This window comes from Micromonospora sp. CA-259024 (assembly GCF_050936255.1).
In the GTDB taxonomy this organism is placed as follows: Bacteria; Actinomycetota; Actinomycetes; order Mycobacteriales; family Micromonosporaceae; genus Micromonospora.
On record NZ_JBNJND010000002.1, the window covers coordinates 2,555,618 to 2,575,746 of the forward strand.

Annotated in this window: 17 protein-coding genes; 8 read left to right on the plus strand and 9 right to left on the minus strand. The window is 71.8% G+C overall.

Annotated elements, in window-relative coordinates:
* Positions 1 to 40: 40 nt before the first annotated feature.
* Positions 41 to 2,101: a serine/threonine-protein kinase gene (locus tag ACQEUX_RS31485; RefSeq protein WP_433056234.1), complete on the minus strand. Its 2,061-nt coding sequence runs from the start codon at positions 2,099 to 2,101 to the stop codon at positions 41 to 43.
* A gap of 206 nt (positions 2,102 to 2,307) precedes the next feature.
* Here ACQEUX_RS31485 and ACQEUX_RS31490 point away from each other — a divergent pair, with 206 nt between their 5' ends.
* On the plus strand, positions 2,308 to 3,891 hold the full coding sequence (locus ACQEUX_RS31490; RefSeq protein ID WP_433056236.1) for an acyl-CoA mutase large subunit family protein: 1,584 nt from the start codon (positions 2,308 to 2,310) through the stop codon (positions 3,889 to 3,891).
* 444 nt (positions 3,892 to 4,335) lie between these two features.
* Positions 4,336 to 5,595: an amidohydrolase gene (locus tag ACQEUX_RS31495; protein ID WP_433056238.1), complete on the plus strand. Its 1,260-nt coding sequence runs from the start codon at positions 4,336 to 4,338 to the stop codon at positions 5,593 to 5,595.
* Here ACQEUX_RS31495 and ACQEUX_RS31500 read toward each other — a convergent pair.
* The gene (locus ACQEUX_RS31500; protein WP_433056240.1) at positions 5,552 to 6,514 is read right to left on the minus strand and encodes a DUF4349 domain-containing protein; all 963 of its coding nucleotides are present in this window, start codon (positions 6,512 to 6,514) and stop codon (positions 5,552 to 5,554) included. The two genes, ACQEUX_RS31495 and ACQEUX_RS31500, sit on opposite strands and share 44 nt — an antisense overlap.
* A 93-nt stretch (positions 6,515 to 6,607) precedes the next feature.
* Here ACQEUX_RS31500 and ACQEUX_RS31505 point away from each other — a divergent pair, with 93 nt between their 5' ends.
* The 4 genes from ACQEUX_RS31505 to ACQEUX_RS31520 all read left to right on the plus strand — a co-directional run bounded on the left by ACQEUX_RS31505 (position 6,608) and on the right by ACQEUX_RS31520 (position 10,074).
* Positions 6,608 to 7,240, plus strand: a complete 633-nt coding sequence (locus tag ACQEUX_RS31505) for an MBL fold metallo-hydrolase (RefSeq protein ID WP_433056242.1) — start codon at positions 6,608 to 6,610, stop codon at positions 7,238 to 7,240.
* Positions 7,241 to 7,243: 3 nt separating this feature from the next.
* The gene (locus ACQEUX_RS31510) at positions 7,244 to 8,215 is read left to right on the plus strand and encodes a hypothetical protein (protein WP_433056244.1); all 972 of its coding nucleotides are present in this window, start codon (positions 7,244 to 7,246) and stop codon (positions 8,213 to 8,215) included.
* Positions 8,216 to 8,319: 104 nt separating this feature from the next.
* Positions 8,320 to 9,054: an SCO6745 family protein gene (locus ACQEUX_RS31515; protein ID WP_433056246.1), complete on the plus strand. Its 735-nt coding sequence runs from the start codon at positions 8,320 to 8,322 to the stop codon at positions 9,052 to 9,054.
* Between the two features lie 60 nt (positions 9,055 to 9,114).
* On the plus strand, positions 9,115 to 10,074 hold the full coding sequence (locus ACQEUX_RS31520; RefSeq protein ID WP_433056248.1) for a GNAT family N-acetyltransferase: 960 nt from the start codon (positions 9,115 to 9,117) through the stop codon (positions 10,072 to 10,074).
* A gap of 75 nt (positions 10,075 to 10,149) precedes the next feature.
* Here ACQEUX_RS31520 and ACQEUX_RS31525 read toward each other — a convergent pair whose 3' ends face one another.
* Positions 10,150 to 10,605: a gamma-glutamylcyclotransferase gene (locus ACQEUX_RS31525; RefSeq protein ID WP_433056250.1), complete on the minus strand. Its 456-nt coding sequence runs from the start codon at positions 10,603 to 10,605 to the stop codon at positions 10,150 to 10,152.
* 106 nt (positions 10,606 to 10,711) lie between these two features.
* Between ACQEUX_RS31525 and ACQEUX_RS31530 the strand changes: the two genes are divergently transcribed.
* Positions 10,712 to 12,115, plus strand: coding sequence for an NAD(P)H-quinone dehydrogenase (locus tag ACQEUX_RS31530; protein ID WP_433056252.1), 1,404 nt, complete (start codon positions 10,712 to 10,714; stop codon positions 12,113 to 12,115).
* On the opposite strand, the gene ACQEUX_RS31535 is transcribed toward ACQEUX_RS31530, so the two are convergent.
* A complete protein-coding gene (locus ACQEUX_RS31535; protein ID WP_433056254.1) occupies positions 12,093 to 12,722 on the minus strand; it encodes a DUF998 domain-containing protein in 630 nt (209 codons plus the stop codon). The two genes, ACQEUX_RS31530 and ACQEUX_RS31535, sit on opposite strands and share 23 nt — an antisense overlap.
* Before the next feature lie 183 nt (positions 12,723 to 12,905).
* Positions 12,906 to 13,526 (minus strand): DedA family protein, encoded by a 621-nt coding sequence (locus ACQEUX_RS31540; RefSeq protein ID WP_433056256.1) that lies wholly within the window; start codon positions 13,524 to 13,526, stop codon positions 12,906 to 12,908.
* Positions 13,527 to 14,044: 518 nt separating this feature from the next.
* Between ACQEUX_RS31540 and thrS the strand changes: the two genes are divergently transcribed.
* On the plus strand, positions 14,045 to 15,262 hold the full coding sequence (gene thrS, locus ACQEUX_RS31545; protein WP_433056258.1) for a threonine--tRNA ligase: 1,218 nt from the start codon (positions 14,045 to 14,047) through the stop codon (positions 15,260 to 15,262).
* 59 nt (positions 15,263 to 15,321) lie between these two features.
* Here the strand turns inward: thrS and ACQEUX_RS31550 are convergent, their stop codons facing one another.
* Genes ACQEUX_RS31550 through ACQEUX_RS31565 form a run of 4 tightly spaced genes read right to left on the minus strand, consistent with a single transcriptional unit; the run spans position 15,322 to position 20,066 of the window.
* Positions 15,322 to 17,388, minus strand: a complete 2,067-nt coding sequence (locus ACQEUX_RS31550; protein ID WP_433056260.1) for an ABC transporter ATP-binding protein — start codon at positions 17,386 to 17,388, stop codon at positions 15,322 to 15,324.
* Positions 17,385 to 19,118, minus strand: coding sequence for an ABC transporter ATP-binding protein (locus ACQEUX_RS31555; protein ID WP_433056262.1), 1,734 nt, complete (start codon positions 19,116 to 19,118; stop codon positions 17,385 to 17,387). The genes ACQEUX_RS31550 and ACQEUX_RS31555 overlap by 4 nt, the downstream gene beginning before the upstream one ends.
* Complete coding sequence (locus tag ACQEUX_RS31560; protein ID WP_433056264.1) at positions 19,112 to 19,594, minus strand: MarR family winged helix-turn-helix transcriptional regulator; 483 nt, start codon at positions 19,592 to 19,594, stop codon at positions 19,112 to 19,114. The genes ACQEUX_RS31555 and ACQEUX_RS31560 overlap by 7 nt, the downstream gene beginning before the upstream one ends.
* A 25-nt stretch (positions 19,595 to 19,619) precedes the next feature.
* Complete coding sequence (locus ACQEUX_RS31565; RefSeq protein ID WP_433056266.1) at positions 19,620 to 20,066, minus strand: DoxX family protein; 447 nt, start codon at positions 20,064 to 20,066, stop codon at positions 19,620 to 19,622.
* Between the last annotated feature and the right edge of the window lie 63 nt (positions 20,067 to 20,129).

The window sequence follows — 20,129 nt, forward strand, 5'->3', positions numbered from 1 at the left end:
ATAGCACGGCGACGGATCACCGCTGTCGGTTCCCTCCGGCTCAGCCGTCCCCGGTGAGCTGGAACGTCCGCACCATCTCGTCGAAGATCGGCTTGCTCTCGGCGAACTTGGCGTCGGTGGAGGTGAGGTAGAACGAGTAGGCCTTGCCGCCCTGCGCCACGCCCCGCCAGACGCCGTGCCGCATGGCGTCGCCCTCGCCGCAGGTGTACTCGAATTCGGCGGCCGGCTTGTTGGCCAGCTCGGTCTCGGTGGCGGAGATCTGGTTGTACGGCTTGACGCAGGAGGTGCTCTTGGTCTTGAGGCCGTTCTCGGCGGTCTCCGCCCACCGGGCGGAGCTGCTGGACCACTTCTCGGTGATGATGCGGACCTTGCGGCCGCTGTCCGCCGGGTCGATGTAGTCGGTGTACGAGCCCCCGGTGGTCTTCTTCCAGCCCTTCGGCACCATGACCTGGATCCCGCGGGCCGTGTGCTCCTGCATGTCGACCGCGGGAGCCGCCGGGGCGGACGGGGTGGGCTGCGCCACCGGGGTGCTCGGCGGGGGGTCGTCGCCGCCGGACAGTGCTATCACGGTGAGCAGCAGCACGACGGCCAACCCACCGGCAGCGGCGAGCTGCACCTTGCGCGGCCAGCCCTTGACCGTGCTGACGAGCTGGCCTCCGGTGGCACGGACCTTGCCCAGAGCGCCGCCGCCCGAGGCAGCGGGCGAGGCGGCCCAGGGCTGGCCGGTGCCCGGCACCGACCACTGGTTGCCTCCGCCGTAGGTGCCGCCGATGCGCTGGGTGGCCTCCGGTGCGCCGCCGTAGCCGACCTGCTGGGTGGCATCGGCCGGACTGCCGTAGCTGACCCGCTGGGTGGCGTCCGGGTGCCCGCCGGCGTCCACCCGCTGGGTGGCGTCCGCGTTGCCGCCGTAGGTGCGCCCGTCGGCCGGTCGGCCGGGTGGGGGCATCGCGCCGGTGGGCGTGTGCAGCGGGCCGGCCAACGCGTCGGCGCTGGTCTCGTCGAGCCCGGTGGCGCCGGCCGTGCCATCCGGCTGCGGGCGTTCGCCCCGACGCAGCGCGGCGAGCCGGTCGGTCAGGGACTCACCCGGGGCCAGCATCGCCCGGCCGCCGATCTGGTTGTCCGGTTTCGGCTCCGGCTGGGCCGGCGTGTGGACCGGCGCGGGGCGCTGCTGCACCGGCACCACGGCGTACGGGTCGGTGACCGAGTGCACGGCGGTCGCCGTGCTGCCGAGCGGGCCGGCGAGCAGCTCGCGCAGCATGGCCCGCGAGGTGTGCACGTCCAGCCGGCGCGCCGGGTCCTTCTCCAGCAGACCCATCAGCACGCGGGTCAGCGGACCACTGCGCTGCGGTGGGGCGGGTGGGTCCTCGACCACGGCGTGCATGGTCTCGATCGGGTCGCCCTTGTCGAACGGGGGCCGCCCCTCGACCGCGGTGTAGAGCGTCACGCCCAGCGAGAAGAGGTCGCTCGGCGGGCCGAACTCCTGGCCCATGGCTCGCTCGGGCGAGATGAAGTGCGGCGAGCCGAGCACCATGCCGGGGGTGGTGAGCTGCACGTCGGTGGGCATCCGGGCGACCCCGAAGTCGGTCAGCACACAGCGCCCGTCGGTGCAGATCAGCACGTTGGCGGGCTTGACGTCGCGGTGCAGCACGCCGATCGCGTGCGCGACCTCCAACGCGCCGAGCAGCGCGATGCCGATCTTGGCGACGGCGCGCGGCGCGACCGGCCCGTCCTCGATCACCATGTCGGCGAGGCTGCGGGCGTCCAGCAGCTCCATCACGATCCACGGCCGGCCAGCCTCGGTGACCACGTCGTACACCTGCACGACGGCGGGGTGCTGGATGGCGGCGGCGGCACGGGCCTCGCGCAGGGTGCGTTCGTACATCGCGTCACGGTCGCTGGGGGCCAGCCCCGGCGGCAGGACGACCTCCTTCACCGCCACATCGCGGCGCAGCAGGGTGTCTGTGGCGCGCCACACCGTGCCCATGCCGCCGTTGCCCACCGAGGACCGCAGCGAGTACCGGCCACCAATGGTGGTGCCGGGCGCCGCTCGTCCGTTGGCGGGACTAACTGGTCCGCCGCTCCACGTCGGGATCTGAGTCACAGAAAAGCCACCGGGGGAAATCGAGGGGGGCTGGGACACAACCCCCCTATCTTGCTGGTTCCGACGCCCGATGCGAAAGCCGACGCGACGGACGTTTATCGAAGTCGACAGAACGTGCTCTGGTGTTCACCTCTTGTCGACCGGTCGGGACGCACTGTGCGGTATCCCTCACCCGGCGGCATGACCGGGCGTCCTACCATCCGGGGATGAGCGAACGGCGGTCAAGCGAATCCGGTTTCCCGATCAACGGCATCTACACGGCGGCCGACCTTCCGGAGGACCTGGACGCCCGGCTGGGTGGCCCCGGCGAGTTCCCGTACACCCGGGGGGTCTACCCCACGATGTACACCTCCCGACCGTGGACCATGCGCCAGTACGCCGGCTTCGGCACCGCCACCGAGTCCAACGCGCGGTACCACCAGCTGTTGCGGGCCGGCACGATGGGCCTCTCGGTCGCCTTCGACCTGCCGACCCAGATGGGCTACGACTCCGACGAGCCGATCGCGCACGGCGAGGTCGGCAAGGTGGGCGTCGCCATCGACTCCATCGAGGACATGCGGCTGCTCTTCGCCGACATTCCGCTGGACAAGGTGTCCACCTCGATGACCATCAACGCGCCTGGCTCGGTGCTGCTGTTGCTCTACCAGCTCGTCGCCGAGGAGAACGGGGTGCCCGGCTCGGCGCTCAGCGGCACGATCCAGAACGACATCCTCAAGGAGTACATCGCCCGGGGGACGTACATCTTCCCGCCGAAGCCCTCGCTGCGCCTGGTGGCTGACACGTTCGCGTACTGCCGCAAGGAGGTGCCGAAGTGGAACACGATCTCCATCTCCGGCTACCACATGGCCGAGGCCGGCGCGACGCCCGCGCAGGAGATCGCGTTCACCCTGGCCAACGGCGTGGAGTACGTCCGGGCGGCGCTGGCCGCCGGGCTCGCCGTGGACGACTTCGCGCCCCGGCTGTCGTTCTTCTTCGTGGCCCGCACCACGCTGCTGGAGGAGGTGGCGAAGTTCCGCGCCGCCCGGCGGATCTGGGCTCGGCTGATGCGCGACGAGTTCGGCGCCAAGGATCCGAAGTCGATGATGCTGCGTTTCCACACCCAGACCGCCGGCGTGCAGCTCACCGCCCAGCAGCCGGAGGTCAACCTGGTCCGGGTGGCCGTGCAGGCGCTCGGTGCGGTGCTCGGCGGCACCCAGTCGCTGCACACCAACAGCTTCGACGAGGCGATCGCGCTGCCCACCGAGAAGGCCGCCCGGCTCGCGCTGCGTACGCAGCAGGTGATCGCGTACGAGACGGACCTGACCGCCACGGTGGACCCGTTCGCCGGCTCCTACGTGGTGGAGGCGATGACCGCCGAGATCGAGGCCGCCGCTGTGGAGTTGATGGAGCGGGTGGCCGACCACGGCTCGGCGGTGGACGCGATCGAGGCCGGGTTCCAGAAGCGGGAGATCGAGCAGTCCGCGTACCGGACCGCCCTGGAGATCGACTCCGCGGAGCGGGTGGTGGTCGGGCTCAACCGGTTCACCGTGGACGAGGAGGAGCCGTACGAGCCGCTGCGGGTCGACCCGACGATCGAGGCGGCCCAGGCCGACCGGCTGGCGCGGCTGCGCTCCGAGCGGGACGCCGACGCGGTGGCGCGGGCACTCGCCGACCTGCGGACGGCCGCCGACGGCACGGACAACGTGCTGTACCCGATGAAGGAGGCGCTGCGAGCCCGGGCGACCGTGGGTGAGGTCTGCGGGACGCTGCGCGAGGTGTGGGGGATGTACCGGCCCACCGATCGCTTCTGACCCGTCCCGACGGGCACGCGGTGTGGTGATCCGGGTTTGCGGGTACCCCGCCCGGGTCGGTGGTGACGCACAGCCTGTGCGGTCCCGGCGGCCGAGCGTGTGTGAGCGTCCTTTCGGCTCGTTGCGGAGCGTGGTCGGCTAATTGTCGGAGTGTCAGTTCATCACCCCGACTAATGCGACAATTCGCAATAGGCACCGATGGTCGGCGCCGGGATTCGTGACCGCCGGGATCGGTTACGCGTTGTAGGAGGTGAGGGGCAGATGACGGCCTTCGACCGCGATCTACCTGCTGTCTCACACCTCCCAGAGCGCCCTCAACAGGGCATACGTGACTCTGCGCGCTCTGATTATCACCGTAACGAGGTTGCGCAGCGTCACCGCCGGAGGTCTAGGCTGTCTGCTGTTCCCGATGATCCATCCATCTCTAGTGATCGAGATTTCGACGTGACGAGTGCGTTGACGCTGCCCACCGGCAGCCAGCTGGCGTCGTCCTGGCCGGAGCCGCCGCCCGGATCCCAGCCCCTGCCCCGCGACCTGGACCACCTGCTCGCGCTCCGGGTACCCGGGCTGATCGCCACGCGCCGTCACCTCCACTCGCACCCCGAGCTTTCCGGCACGGAGTTCGAGACGGCCGCACTGATCGCCCGGGAGCTCTCGTTGGCCGGGCTGAGCCCGCGCCTGCTGCCCAAGGGCAACGGCGTGATCTGCGACGTCAACGGAAGGCCGGACGGCCCGATCGTCGCGCTGCGCGCCGACATCGACGCCCTGCCGCTCGACGACCCCAAGGACGTGCCCTATCGGTCGACCGTGGAGGGCGTCTGCCACGCCTGCGGGCACGACGTGCACACCTCGATCCTGCTGGGCGTCGGCATGCTGCTGGCCCAGCTCGCCGATCTCGGCGAGCTGGACGGGCGGGTCCGGCTCATCTTCCAGCCGGCCGAGGAGATCCTGCCCTGCGGCTCGCTCGAGGTCATCGAGGCCGGCGGGCTGGACGACGTGGTGCAGATCTTCGCGCTGCACTGCGACCCGAACCTGCCGGTGGGCCAGGTCGGCCTGCGGGTCGGCCCGATCACCGCCGCCGCCGACAACGTCACCGTCCGGCTCTCGGGCCCGGGCGGGCACACCGCCCGCCCGCACCTGACCGTCGACCTCGTCGACGCACTCGGCCGGCTGATCACCGAGGTGCCAGCCCTGGTCAACCGCCGGGTGCCGGCCAACAGCGGCCTGCTGCTGGTCTTCGGCCACGCCTCGGCCGGCACCCGCTACAACGTCATCCCCTCGGAGGCGTGCGCCTCCGGCACCCTGCGGGTGATGGACCGCGACACCTGGGAGCAGGCTCCCAAGATCGTCGCTCAGGTGGTCCGGGATGTGATCGCCCCGACCGGCGCCACGGTCGACCTGGAATACCTGCGCGGCCGGCCGCCGGTGTGCAACGACTCGCGAGCCATCCAGGTGCTGACCGCCGCCACCGCCGCCGCGCTCGGCCCGGAGGGGATCGCCGAGACACCGCAGAGCATGGGCGGCGAGGACTTCTCCTGGTACCTGGAGTACGTCCCCGGCGCCCTCGCCCGACTCGGCGTGGGTCGCTCCGGCCCCAACGTCGACCTGCACCGGGCAAGCTTCGACGTGGACGAGCGGGCCATCCCGACCGGCGTACGCGTCATGGTGCAGACCGCGCTGCGGGCACTGGCGGCGGTGCGCTGACCGGAGCGACCAGAGCCGGGGACTTCCGCCGTCGACGCAGCACCACCAGCAGCACCGCCACCGGTACGCCGAGCGCCACCAGCCACGGCAGCAACGCGCCCAGCACCGTGAGCAGGACGGTCAACGAGGCGACGAACGCCTTCCAGCCGCCCTTGAGCCCGACCAGGAAACCGGTCTCTGCCTTCTCCTCGGTGGCCTTCGCCGCCGGCCCGGCCAGCGACACGGTGATCGTGGAGAGGGCGGTCAGGTCGGCCAGGCGTCGCTTCTTGGCCTCCAGCGACGCCAGGTCGGCCTCCCGGCGACCCAACTCGTTCTCCAGCGACACCAGATCGGTGATCGAGGTGGCGCGGGCGAGCAGGCGGCGAGCGCTGTCCACCCGGGCGCGCTGACTGGTGATCCGGGCGTCGAGGTCGACGGTCTCCTCGGTGACGTCCTGGGTGTCGATCTCCCGGCTCTGCTGTCGGCCGAGCTTCGCGAGATCCTCCACCACGCCGGTGAACGCCGCCGCCGGCACCCGCAGCTGCAACTCCGCCACCGCGTCGGCGTCGGCGCTGCGTCGCTGGTCACCCCCGACGAAACCACCGGCCCGGGTAGCCACGGCGGTGGCCTCGCGAGCGGCCACGTCCACATCGTCCACCTGCACCCGCATCGTTCCGGTGTAGATGATCGCCCGCTGGTCGACCCGCAGGTCCGGTGCACCCGCGCCGGCCGCCTCCGGTGCGCCCGCAGCGGCGTCCTTGCCCGCCTCGCCGCCGTTGGCCGCCGGCGCCTCGGCCGCCGAGCCCGCGGTGTCCCGCGCCCCGCTGTCGTCGGCACCGCATCCCGTCACCGCCAACGCCGCTGCCAGTGTCGTCGCCGCCAACAGCGCGCCGCGGCGTCGTCCCACCTGTCCGTCCATCCCCGCTCCCATCGTCGTCATCCCGTATGGCGATAGCTCGGACGCGGCGCACGCGTCGGCCGGTTCCGGCAGACTGCGCTCAGGACGTCACGATTCGATAATCGAGGAGTCACGATGCGGCTCACCAAGTACGCCCACTCCTGCCTCCGGGTGGAACACGACGGGGGAGTGCTCGTCGTCGACCCCGGGATGTTCAGCGACCCGGCGGTCGCGTTGGACGGCGCGGACGCGGTGCTGATCACCCACGAACACCCCGACCACCTCGACCTGGCGGCGGTGCGCCTGCAACTCGACCGGCAGCCGTTCCCGATCCACGGGCCGGCGTCGCTCGCCAGTGCCCTGGGCGACGCGGCCGAGGCGCTGCGCCCGGTCACCGCCGGTGAGTCGTTCACCGCCGCCGGGGTCGCCGTCCGCGCCTACGGAGGGCGACACGCGGTCATCCACCCGGACATCCCGGTGGTGGACAACCTCGGGTACCTGATCAACGACGTGGTCTACCACCCCGGTGACGCCCTGGTGGTGCCCGAGGAGACACCCGTCGACACGCTCTTCGCGCCGATCCACGCACCCTGGTCGAAGTTCTCCGAGGTGCTCGACTTCATCCGGGCGGTCGCACCGCGGCGCGCGTACGCCCTGCACGACGCCCTGCTCAACGACAACGGGTTCGCCGTGCTCGACCGGCAGTACACCGCGTTGTCCGGCACCGAATACCAGCGGCTGGAGCCCGGTACCCGGGTGGACGTCTGAACCATGCCCGGCCCCTCAGCGGAGCTGGTACAGCAGCTCTACCGCACCCCACCGGACCGGTTCGTGGCCGCCCGGGACGCCGCCGTGGCCGAGGCGCGCCGGGCCGGCGACCCGACCACCGCCCGACAGCTGGCCCGGTTGCGTCGCCCGACGGTGGCCGCCTGGCTGGTGAACCTGCTCGCCATCCGCCGTCCCGAGCTGGTCGCCGACCTGGTTCAGCTCGCTGACGCGTTGCGGGCCGCCCAGCGGGAGTTGCGCGGGCCCCGGCTGCGGGAGCTGTCCGCGCAGCGCCGGGCGGTGGTCGGCGCACTGGTCGCCGAGGTCCGCAAGCTCGCCGCGGCGGAGCCGGACGCCCCGCCGGCCGGTCGGCTGCCACTGGCCGAGGTGGAGGCGACCCTGAACGCGGCGTTCTCCGACGTCGAGGTCGCCGAGCAGGTCCGGGCCGGCCGCCTGCTCCGGGCAGCCAGCTACGCCGGCTTCGGTGAGGTACCACGGCCACAGCTGCGGCTCGTCACCGGCGACGACGAGGAGGCGGAGGAGGAACGTCCGGCCCGTCGACCCGGTGCCCAGCGGGGGCGTCCCGAGGCGGCACCCCGCACGGACCGTGCGGCGCAGCGCGCCGAGCAGGCCGAGCGGGCTGCGCAGCGAGCGGCCCGTGCCGAGCGGGCCCGGCAGCGCCGCGCCCTGGACCGGGAGTTGGCCAAGGCGCAGGCCGACCAGGAACGCGCCGAGGCCGAGCTGACCGAGGCGGCCGGGCAGGAGCGCGACGGGGCCGCCGTGCTCGACGGGATCGAGGCTGAGCTGGCCGAGCTGGAGCGGCGGCGAGCGGTCGCCGAGCAGGATCTCAGTCGGGCCAAGCTCGCTCGGCGTGCCGCCGAGCGAGCGGTCACCGTGGCTCGGCGGCGCGCGGGCGAGGTCGAGGCGCTGGCGGCCGAAGAGGGGGATGCGGACGCGGGCGGTGGCGCGGCAGACTGACCATCGATGGACGACAACGAGTGTGCGGGCCGTCCACGGCGGGTGACCCCGGGTCGGGGCGTCGTCGTGGTCGACGGCTCGGGTTGCCCGGGGGTGGCGCTCGAATGACTCCGGAGCAGGTCGCCGCCGCCAGCAAGCCCGTCGTGCTCGACCTGGGCGACGCGTTCAGCCGGGACCCGACCACGTTGCGCCGGGCCCGGCTGCTCGGCATCTCCGGCTGGGCCTTCTACATCAGTGGTCGGGCCGGCGCGCTCGGCGACGTGCGGGCCGAGACGGCCGCCGCCGCCGTCGGGTTCATCGCCCCGGACGCGGTCGCCGACGGTTGGGACGCCGCAGCCCGGATCGTCCCGCCGTTCGAGGTGGCCGCCGCGAGCCTCGCCGAGTGCTGTCGATGGGGGTCGCAGAGGCTCGACCCCCTGCCCACCACCGAGCGCCTGGCGGCACTCGTCGAGCGGGCGGTGGTGGCGGCGGACGCCAGTGGGATGCCGCTCTTCGCCGCGTGGCGGGCCATGCCGCTGCCGGACCTCTCCCCGGGGGCCCGGAGCGCCGCCGGGCTGCGACTGCTCCGCGAGCACTTCACCGGCGCGTATCTGCTGGCGGTACGCGCCGCCGGGATGACCCCGCTGGAGGCCGTGCTGGCCGGGCCGGAGGGGGAGGCCGGGGCGGTGGCCTGCGGCTGGCCACCTCCGTACCCGCCGATCGGGCCGCTGGTGCGGCGGCGACTCTGGGCGGAGGCGGTGACCAACCGCCTCGCCGCGCCCGCGTTCACGGCCCTCGGCCCTGACGGCGGCGCGGAGCTGGTGGAGTTGCTGCACCGCACCCGAGCTGACCTCGCCTGAGCCTCGCGGCCGACGAAAATGGGCGGCACCGCGGGCGGTCGGCTGCCAGGATCTTCTGCCGTGACCCTTCCCGCTGGTTGGACAACGCGCAGGCCCACGCCCGACGACGTGCCGGCGATCCTCGCGGTGGTGCACGCCGCCGACACCTTCGCCATCGGCCACCCCGACTTCGACGCTGAGGACGTCGCGGCGTCGCTGAGCGCCCCCTACTTCGACCCGACCCGGGACTCCTGGCTGGCGCTCGACCCGGAAGACACCGTGGTCGGCTGGGCGACGCTGGACAACCCGACCGGTGTGGGTCGGGAGTTCGTCGAGGTCTACGTCGACCCGGAACGCGCTGCCGCCGTCCGGGCGCCACTGTTGGCCCGGCAGCTGGACCGGGTCGCCGAGCGCGCCGCCGAGCGGGGCCTGCCGGCGCTCACCGTCCGCTGCGCGGTCTTCGCGCCGGAACGCGACTGGGACCGCGCCCTGCGGGCGGCCGGGTTCACCCTGGCCAAGCGGTACGTCCGGATGAGCCGCCCGCTGGCCGACCTGCCCGACGAGCCCGCTGGGCCGCCCGGCGTGACCGTGCGGCCGGTCCGCCCGGACGACGAGGCCGACCTGCGGGAGTTCCACCGGATCCACGATGTCGCCTTCGCCGACACCCCGGACCACGAGCCGCTGTCGTACGAGCGGTGGCGAGCCCGGATCGGTGAGCTGACCGCCTGGGACGAGTGGTTCGTCGCCGAGGTGGACGGGGTGCCGGCTGGCGCGTTGCAGTCCTCGGATCAGGCGCTCGACCAGCAGGAGGGCTTCGTGAAGAACCTGGGGGTGCTGTCCGCGTACCGCCGGCGGGGTGTTGGTGCGGCGCTGCTGCGCCGCGCCTTCGCCCGCTACGCCGAGAAGGGGCGGCTCACGGCCGGCCTGGGCGTCGACCTCACCAACCCGACGGCCCCGCTGTCGCTCTACCGGTCCGTGGGTCTACGGGAGACCCGGTGGACCGACATGTACGAGCTGATCGTCCCGGCCGCCGGTGTGTGATTGACGACCCCGGTCGGGCCCGCCGGGCGAACCCGCCGGCAGCGGTAGCAGACTGGTGACGTGCGATACGCGCTGCTACGCCGACGCGGTGCCGGTGGGGCGGGACCGCAGCTCGGTGACGTAGTCGTCCGGCGCGCCCGCCTTCTCGGCGGCGTTGGCGATCTCGGAGAGATACCACGAGGTCGGCAGGCCACCCTCGTACCCGTTGAAGACGTAGATCCACGCGGTCACGTCGCCGTCGAGGGTGGAGACCCGGACGTGCAGCTTGCGGTACGTGCCGGCGGTCGCCCCCTCGATCTCGTCGAGCTGTTCCGCGTCGTAGGGGTGGATGTCGTAGAGCGCCACGAAGACCCGGTCACCGGGGGACTCGACCAGGGTGCTCACCGCGCCCTCCCAGCCGATCACGTCCGCCCCGGCGAAGGTCAGCCGCCAGCCCTCCAGCCAGCCGGTGCCCACCATCGGCGAATGCGGACAGTAGGCGCGCATCCGGGCGGGGTCGAGATTTGAGCCGTAGGCGGCGTGATGACGCACGGCGATGACGATAGCCCGGCGGACGGGTGGGGGAGAATACGACAGTGCGTGTCGAATGCGCTCGGGAGAAGAAAGTCACTGTGAGCATGGACGAAGGGCGAACGCTGTGAGCCGGATCGTGATCATCGGTGGGGGGCCGGCCGGGTACGAGGCGGCGCTGGTCGCCGCCCAGCTGGACGCCGATGTCACCGTGGTGGAGGCCGACGGTGCGGGTGGGGCCTGCGTGCTCTCCGACTGCGTACCGTCGAAGACCTTCATCGCCAGCTCCGAGGTGGTCACCGGGTACCGCGACACCGAGGAGTTCGGGGTGCACTCGGACGGCCTGGAGGCGGTCACCGTCGACGCGCGGGCGGTGCACGAGCGGGTCAAGCGTCTGGCGCTGGCGCAGTCCGCCGACATCCACGCCAAGCTGCTCAAGGCGGGGGTCACCTTCGTGGCCGGCACGGCCCGGCTCGGCGAGGACACCCTCGGGCACACCCACCGGGTCATCGTCACCCCCGCCGACGGCGGCGAGGAATACTCCATCGCCGCGTCCACCGTGCTGGTGGCCACCGGCTCGACACCCCGCCAGCTACCCACCGCCGTACCGGACGGTGAGCGCATCCTGACCTGGCGCCAGGTGTACGACCTGCCGGAGCTGCCCGAGCATCTGATCGTGGTCGGCTCCGGTGTGACCGGCGCGGAGTTCGCCAGCGCGTACCTGGCGATGGGGGTCGAGGTCACCCTGGTCTCCAGTCGGGACCGGGTGATGCCGCACGAGGACGCCGACGCCGCGTCCGCGATCGAGCGGGTGTTCCGCAACCGGGGCATGGAAATCCTCAACAACTCCCGGGCCGACGCGGTCCGGCGTACCGCCGATGGTGTCGAGGTGGAGCTCTCCGACGGCCGCAAGGTGACCGGCTCGCACGCGCTGATCACGGTCGGGTCGGTTCCGAACACGGCCAACCTGGGCCTGGCCGAGTACGGCGTGGAGCTGGGTCGGGGCGGTTACGTGACAGTCGACCGGGTCTCCCGGACCAACGTGCCCGGCATCTACGCCGCCGGCGACTGCACCGGCGTGCTGCTGCTGGCCAGTGTGGCCGCCATGCAGGGCCGGATCGCGATGTGGCACGCCCTCGGCGAGGCGGTCCGCCCGCTGCGGCTGCGTACCGTCGCGGCGAACGTCTTCACCGACCCGGAGTTGGCCACCGTGGGTGTCTCCCAGGACGAGGTGGACGCGGGCAAGGTGCCGGCCCGGCAGGTGATGCTGCCGCTGTCCGGCAACGCCCGGGCCAAGATGGACGACCTCTCCGACGGTTTCGTGAAGCTGTTCTGCCGTCCGGCCAGCGGTCAGGTGATCGGCGGTGTGGTGGTCGCCCCGAAGGCCAGCGAGCTGATCCTGCCGATCACCATGGCGGTGGAGAACAACCTCACGGTCAACGAGTTGGCCCAGACCATCACCATCTACCCGAGCCTCTCCGGCTCGATCACCGAGGCGGCCCGCCAGCTCATGCTCCACGAGCTGGAGTAATCCCGCGCACCCCCCGCGTTTGGATCATCGCGATCGTGGCCAGGACCGCTACCTCGGTGAGGATCAGGAGGCGTTCGGCCAGACCGATGAGCATCCGGTCGCCGGGGTAGGCGGACCAGATCATCGCTGCCGCCAGGGCCAGGCTCAGCAGGACCAGGGCGCGTAGCGTCCGGGCGGCGGGCGTCAGGTCGGGTCGGCGGGCGAGCAACCAACCGGCCGCCGGCAACGCCAGGAAGGCGATCACCGAGGCGTACCGGTGCAGGTAGGCGGCGGTGGTCATGGCGGTCCCCGGCTCGTTGGTCGGCACCACGGCGGCCAGCAGCAGCCCACCCGCCCATGCGCCGAGCAGCAGCTCGGCCGTTCGACCGGAGCGCGGTCGGGGTGGGCCGGGGCGGCGCAGTCCGTACAGCAAGGCCACGGTGGCGAGCGCGAGCACCACCATGGCGATGTCGATGGCGCCGCCCCGGTCGGAGACCGCGAAGTCGCTGATGGTTAACGCCCACGGGTTGAGGTCGTCGTTGACTTCGAGGTGGCCGATCACGGTGAGTAGCGCCGCCAGGGCGATCCCGCCCAGGGCCAGCAAACCGGTACTCCGGGTAACAGGCATGCCTCAGCCTGTCGCCGAGAGCACCCGAGCCGAATCCGGGACAGCCACCGAAATCCCTCCCCGGGACCACCCCTAGAGGCCCGCGCACACCCTCCGCGATCTTGCACTTTCGGTCGCCCTTATGCGCGGCATGCCCCAATTGCGGGGACAGTAAGTGCAAGATCGCTGGGGCAGGGGGTGACCTCAGTCGATGGGGATGTCGGCTCCGACGGCGGCGCGGGTGTGGCGGGCGCTGACCAGGGTCATCGCCCATCCGGCCGCGGCGAAGCCGGCCGCCGCGGCGGTGGCGATGATGGCCAGCCGCCACGCCGACTCGGTGAGCGCGGTGCCGCCCAGGTGCCCGACCAGCGCGCCGTAGGTGGCCCAGCCCAGCGCGGCGACCGCCTCGTAGAGCAGGAACAGCCGGTACGGGTAGCGGCTGCGACCGGCCGAGAAGCAGGCCGCCATCCGGCCGCCGGGGACGAACCGGCAGAGCAGGATGACCAGTGGCCCGGGTTGGCGCAACCCCCGGGTGACCCGGCTGGCCACCCGGCGGGCCCGGCTCAGTTCGGCGTGCCGGGGTGGCCGCCGGTCCGGTGCGCTCCGCCCGAGCAGGTAGCAGGCGAGGTCGCCGGCGAACACGCCGAGCGCGCCGACGGCGATGGTGACCGGCAGGCTGAGCCCGCCGTAGACGGTGAGCGCACCACTGGTGATCATGATGATCTGGGTGGGAATGACCGGTACGAACGCGTCCGCGATCAGCAGAACTAGCAGCACCAGGTACGCCCACGTCGGCGATGCGACGTCAGTCAGTAGTTCAGGCACGCCTGCCACCTCGCCGGATGCGGCCGATTGGGTGTCTTGAGCCTGACGGCGTGTCCGGCGTCACCGTGGACAGCCCCGGCCCGTCGTGACCGTCGACACCACCGGGGCCACCCAGGTACAACGAGGCGAACCGCTCTCGGGTGACGGGTTCGGCCGCCGTCCCAGCCGTCCCGCGGCGGTCGGCGGATCGGCGTTCGTCGGCGTACCGTTGTCGGCGCGGCCCCGCCCGTCGGGTCCCCCGTTCCTGACGACTCGGGCCGCCCGGGCCGCCGGCGGGTCCCGCGCCGGCGGCCCGCCCCCGCTCCCACCGCCGTAAATCCGGGTGCGTCCTCGACGGCCCGATGGGTAGCGTCGCCGTATGCGCAGTGCGGTAGTGGTGACCACGACGCCGGGTGTCCCCGGCGCGCCGCTCTGACGTAACCACCGTCGACCAGGCCCCGGGGCGATCCGCCCCCGAGGGCCGCGCGGCGTTCGGTGTCCAGGTCGCCTCCGGGTCGTACCCGATCCAGGAGCCCGACATGATCGACCACCGCCGACTCGGCCGTGAGCTGGACCTCTTCGTCTCCGATCCGCTGGCCGGCGCCGGCCTGCCGATCTGGCTGCCCGCCGGCGCCGCCGCCCGACACGCCGTCGAGGAGTACGTCCGGGAGTTGGAGCGCCGCTCCGGCCACCAGCACGTCTACTCGCCACCGCTGGGCAAACGTGAACTCTTCGAACTCTCCGGGCACCTCGGCTACTTCGCCGACGACATGTTCCCGCCGATGCGGTTGAGTGCCGACGACGAGTTCGTGCTCCGGCCGGCGCTCTGCCCGCACCACGCGTTGGTGTTCCGGGCCCGGGGCCGCTCCTACCGCGAGTTGCCGTTGCGAATCGCGGAGCTGGGCGGGATGTACCGCTCGGAACGCTCCGGCGTGCTCGGTGGCCTGTCCCGGGTACGCGCCATCTCGCTCAACGACGCGCACACCTTCTGCGCGCCGGAGCAGGTGGGTGAGGAGGTCGCGGAGATCCTCGGGCTGATTCGGACCGCGCACGCGGCACTCGGCGTCCGCCCGGCCGGATTCCGGTTGTCGCTGCGCGGGCCGGGCGAGAAGTACGTCGGCGACGACGCGCAGTGGGCCCGCGCGGAGGATCTGCTCCGCGCCGCGCTGGCCGGGGTGGCGTACGTCGAGGCACCCGGGGAGGCCGCGTTCTACGGCCCGAAGATCGACATCCAGATCGTCGACGCGGCCGGCCGGGAGTCGACCATCTCCACCATTCAACTCGACTTCGACAAGCCGGAGCGGTTCGACCTGTCGTACACCGACTCCGACGGCAGGCGCCGTCGGCCGGTCATGCTGCACCGCAGTCTGCTCGGCAGTATGGAGCGGCTGTTCGCATACCTCATCGAGGTGCACGAGGGCGCCTTCCCGGCCTGGTACGCGCCCGTCCACCTGGTGCTGCTGCCGGTGGACGCCGGGCAGGCCGACGCGGCGGCGAAGCTGGCCCGGCGGGCCGTCGACGCCGGCCTGCGGGTCGACGTCGACGTCGCCGGCTCGCTGGGCTCCCGGATCCGGGACGCGGCACGTCGCCGCGTCCCGTACCTCGGGGTGTTGGGCGCCCGGGAGGCGGTCGACGGGCATCTCGCGCTGCGCCTGCGCGGGGGCCGCGCCCTGGCCCCGATGCCCGCCGCCGCCGCGCTGGCCCTGATCGGCGGACAGGTCGCCGCCCGCGCGGTCGACCTCCTGCCGACCGGCTGACCCGCCCGCCGGTGTGGGGCGGACCGTCGTCGATCGTGTCGCCCGCACGACGGTCGGCCCTAGACCGACGCGGGTTGGGCGGCGGGTTCCTCGTCGGCCACGGCACCGGTGAACTGCGAGCGGTAGAGCCGGTGGTACGCGCCCTGGGTGGCGAGCAACTGCTCGTGGGTGCCCTGCTCGACGATCCGACCGTTCTCCATCATCAGGATCAGGTCGGCGTCGCGGATGGTGGAGAGCCGGTGCGCGATGACGAAGCTGGTCCGGTCCGAGCGCAGCGCGGCCATCGCCCGTTGGAGCAGCACCTCGGTGCGGGTGTCCACCGAACTGGTCGCCTCGTCCAGGATCAGCAACGATGGCTCGGCGAGGAACGCCCGGGCGATGGTGACCAGTTGCTTCTCGCCCGCGCTGACGTTGCTGCCCTCCTCGTCGATGACCGTGTCGTAGCCGTCGGGCAGGCTGCGGACGAACCGGTCCACGAAGGTGGCCCGGGCCGCGGCGAGGATCTCCTCCTCGGTCGCGTCCGGCCGCCCGTAGGCGATGTTGTCCCGGATGGTCCCGCCGAAGAGCCAGGTGTCCTGCAACACCATGCCGATCCGGCCACGCAGGTCGTCGCGACGCATGGTCGTGATGTCCACCCCGTCGAGGGTGATCCGGCCGGCGTCCAGTTCGTAGAACCGCATGACCAGGTTGACCAGTGTGGTCTTGCCAGCGCCGGTCGGGCCGACGATGGCCACCGTGTGCCCCGGCTCGGCGACCAGCGACAGGTCGTCGATCAGTGGCTTGTCCGCCTCGTAGCGGAACGAGACGTGCTCGAACTCGACCCGACCGTGCGGGTCGACCACCCGGGCCGGCTCGACCGGGTCGGGGCTCTGCTCGTCGGCGTCGAGGACCGCGAAGACCCGCTCGGCCGAGGCCACCCCGGACTGGAGCAGGTTGGCCATCGAGGCGAGTTGGGTGAGCGGCTGGGTGAACTGCCGGGAGTACTGGATGAACGCCTGCACGTCGCCGAGGGTCATCGTCCCGGAGGCGACCCGCAGCCCGCCGACCACGGCGACGGCCACGAAGCTCAGGTTTCCGATGAACATCATCGACGGCATGATGATCCCGGAGATGAACTGTGCCCCGAAGCTGGCCCGGAACAGCTCCTCGTTCTTGGCGGTGAACGCGGCCTCCACCTCACGCTGCCGGCCGAAGACCTTCACCAGCTCGTGGCCGGTGTACGCCTCCTCGATCTGACCGTTCAGCTCACCGGTGTGTGTCCACTGGGCGATGAACTGCTTCTGCGAACGCTTGGCGATGCGCTGGGTGACCAGCACCGACAGTGGCACCGCGACCAGGGCCACCAGCGCCAGCAGCGGCGAGATCCAGAACATGACGGCCAGCACGCCGACGACGGTCAGCAGCGAGGTGAGCAGCTGACTGAGGGTTTGCTGGAGGCTGGTGGCGATGTTGTCGATGTCGTTGGTGACCCGGCTGAGCAACTCGCCCCGGGGCTGCCGGTCGAAGTAGGGCAGCGGCAGCCGGTTGAGCTTCTCCTCCACCTCGGCGCGCAGCCGCAGCACGGTGCGCTGGACCACCCCGTTGAGCAGCCAACCCTGCCACCAGGACAGCAGGCCCGCCGCGAGGTAGAGCCCGAGCGCCAGCAGCAGCACCCGGCTCAGGGCGCTGAAGTCGACGCCCACCCCGGGCACCACGTCCATCCGGGCCAGCATGTCGGCGAAGCTGTCGTTTCCGCTGGCTCGGGCCGCCGCGACGGCCTGCTCGGCGGTGGTGCCGGCGGGCAGCCGACGGCCGATCACCCCATTGAAGATCAGGTCGGTGGCATGGCCGAGGATCTTCGGCCCGGCCACGCTGAACCCGACGCTCACCACCGCCAACCCGATGATCGCGAGCAGGTGCAGTCGGTGCGTGCGCAGCCGGCCGAGCAACCGTCGGGCCGACGGCCCGAAGTTCATCGACCGCTCGGCGGGCATCCCGGCGCTCATCCACCGCGGGCCGCCGCGCTGGCCGTCGGGCAGCCGCTTCGGCGTCGGCGCGTCGCCGCCCGGCTGCTGCGCGTCGCCTCCCGGCGGCCGTGCGGTTTGACTGGGTACCGCCGGGGTGCGCGGCTCGTCGGGCTCGCTCATGCCGGCACCTCCGCCGTCTGCTGTGAGGCCACGATCTCGGCGTACGTCGGGCAGGTCTCCAACAGCTCCGCGTGTCGTCCCACTCCGACGACCCCTCCGTCCTCAAGAACGATGATCTGGTCGGCATCGATGATCGTGGAAACCCGTTGGGCCACGATGACCACTGCGGACTGCGCGGTGACCGGCCGCAGAGCCGCCCGCAGCCGCGCGTCGGTGCCGAGGTCGAGCGCGGAGAACGAGTCGTCGAAGAGGTAGATCTCCGGCTGCCGGACCAGGGCTCGGGCGATGGCCAGGCGCTGCCGCTGCCCACCGGAGACGGTGGTGCCGCCCTGCGCGATCGGCGCGTCCAGCCCGCCGGGCATCTGGGCCACGAAGTCCCGGGCCTGGGCGATCTCCAACGCCGCCCACAGTTCCTCGTCGGTGGCGTCCGGATTGCCGTAGCGCAGGTTGCTGGCGACCGTGCCGGTGAACAGGTACGGCCGCTGCGGCACCAGGCCGATCCGCCGCCACAGCTCGTCCGGTGCCAGTTCCCGCACGTCCACCCCGTCGACCAGCACCGCCCCATCGGTGACGTCGACCAGGCGGGGAATCAGCGACAGCAGGGTCGTCTTGCCGGCGCCGGTGCTACCGATGATCGCCGTGGTGGTGCCCGGGGTGGCTCGGAAGGAGATGTCGCGCAGCACCGGCTCGACCGCGCCCGGGTACTGGAAGCGCACCCCACGCAGTTCCAACTCGGCCCGGGCCGGCAGTTCGGTGACCGGCTCGGCGGCGGGAACCACCGAGGATTCGGTGTCCAGTACCTCGACGATCCGCTCGGCGCAGACCGCGGCGCGGGGCACCATCATCAGCATGAAGGTGGCCATCATGACGGCCATCAGGATCTGCATCAGGTACTGCAGGAACGCGGTTAGCGCGCCGATCTCGATCGCGCCGGAGTCCACCCGCTGCGCGCCGAACCAGAGCACCGCCACGCTGGAGACGTTCAGCACCAGCATGACCACCGGGAAGATCAACGCCAGCAGCCGACCGGTACGCAGCGCGGTGGCGGTCAGGTCGGCGTTGGCGACGGCGAAGCGATCCGTCTCGTAGGGCTCGCGGACGAAGGCACGGACCACCCGGATGCCGGTGATCTGCTCGCGCAGCACCCGGTTGACCGTGTCGATCCGGGTCTGCATCAGCCGGAAGCCCGGCACCATGCGACGGATGATCGCGCCGAGCGCGATGGCCAGCACCGGCACGCTGACCAGCATCAGCCAGGAGAGCCCGACATCCTCGCGGAGCGCCATCACCACGCCGCCCACACTCATGATCGGCGCGGCGACCAGCATGGTGCAGCTCATCAGTACGAGCATCTGCACCTGCTGCACGTCGTTCGTGTTGCGGGTGATCAGCGACGGCGCCCCGAACCGGGCCACCTCGCGGGCGGAGAAGCGGTTGACGTGCCCGAACAGCGTGGCCCGGACGTCCCGGCCGAAGCCCATCGCGATCCGCGCGCCCAGGTAGACCGCGGCGATCGAGCAGACGATCTGGATCAGGCTGACCAGCAGCATCCAACCGCCGATTCCGACGATGTAGTCGGTGTCGCCCCGGGCCACGCCCTGGTCGATGATGTCGGCGTTGAGGCTGGGCAGGTAGAGCGAGGCCATGGTGCCCACGAACTGGAGCAGCACCACCGCCAGCAGCGGTCGTTGGTAGGCGCGCAGTTGGCTGCGCAACAGTCGGATCAACACGCCGGATCCCTCGGTTCGGTAGGGCGTCCGGTCATCCGTGGGTCGTCCCCACTGCCGATGACCTCGAGCAGGAACTCCCGGATCACCTGTGCCTTCACCGGGTCGGCGTCGACCGAGGTGAGCGGGCGTCCGGAGTGCATGAGTGCGCTCAGCGCGGCCACCCGTTCCCGTCCCGCGGGGGTGAGGGCGAGCCGCACGCTGCGTCGGTCGCTGTCGTCGCGCTGCCGCTCGACGAGCCCGTCGCGGGCCAGCGTGTCCACGATGCCGGTCAGGGTCGCCGGGCGGACGAAGCCCTTCTCGGCGACCTCCCGGTGGGGCAGCTCGCCGTGGCGGGCGAGCGTCAGCAGGGTGACCATGCCGGCCTGGGTGAGGCCGTGCTCCTCGGCCAGGTAGCGATTCCACCGCTGTCCGACCAGGTGCCCGGCCACCACCAGCAGCCGGCCCAGCGGCACGTCCTGGAGAGTGACGAGTTCCACGAGAGGCAGATTAGTCCCCTGATAGTCAGGGCCCAAACGAAATTACCGCCGCAGTGGCCACGAACACGATTTGCAGGACGGCGCGCTGCCCGAGCGGAGTGACCGGGCGCCCGGCGAGGGTCAGTCGCCGCCGTGCGGCCGAGATGTTGGCCGGGAACATCGCGAGCATGAGCAGGCCGAGCCCGGCCGCGGCCGCCTGGGCAGTCGTCGGAACCAGTAGGCCGATCGCGCCAACCAACTCCAGCACGCCGGTGAGGGTGACCAGCAGATCCGGCCGGGGCAATCGGGGTGGGACCATCGCGATCAGGTCGGCGCGGCGCTGGCCGACGAAGTGCGCGACGGCGGTCAGCGTGAACATCAGGGCCAGCCCGACCCGCAGTGCCGGCTGCCAGCCGTCGAGCGCGGCGATGCCGGCCAGGCCGGCGAGCCGGGAAAGCGCGGTGCCGACGAGCAGGGCGATCAGGGGTGCCATGGAATCCTCCTCGGGGAAACTTGCCAGTGACAAGATTGCGTCGGAGGATGGCATCTTGTCAAT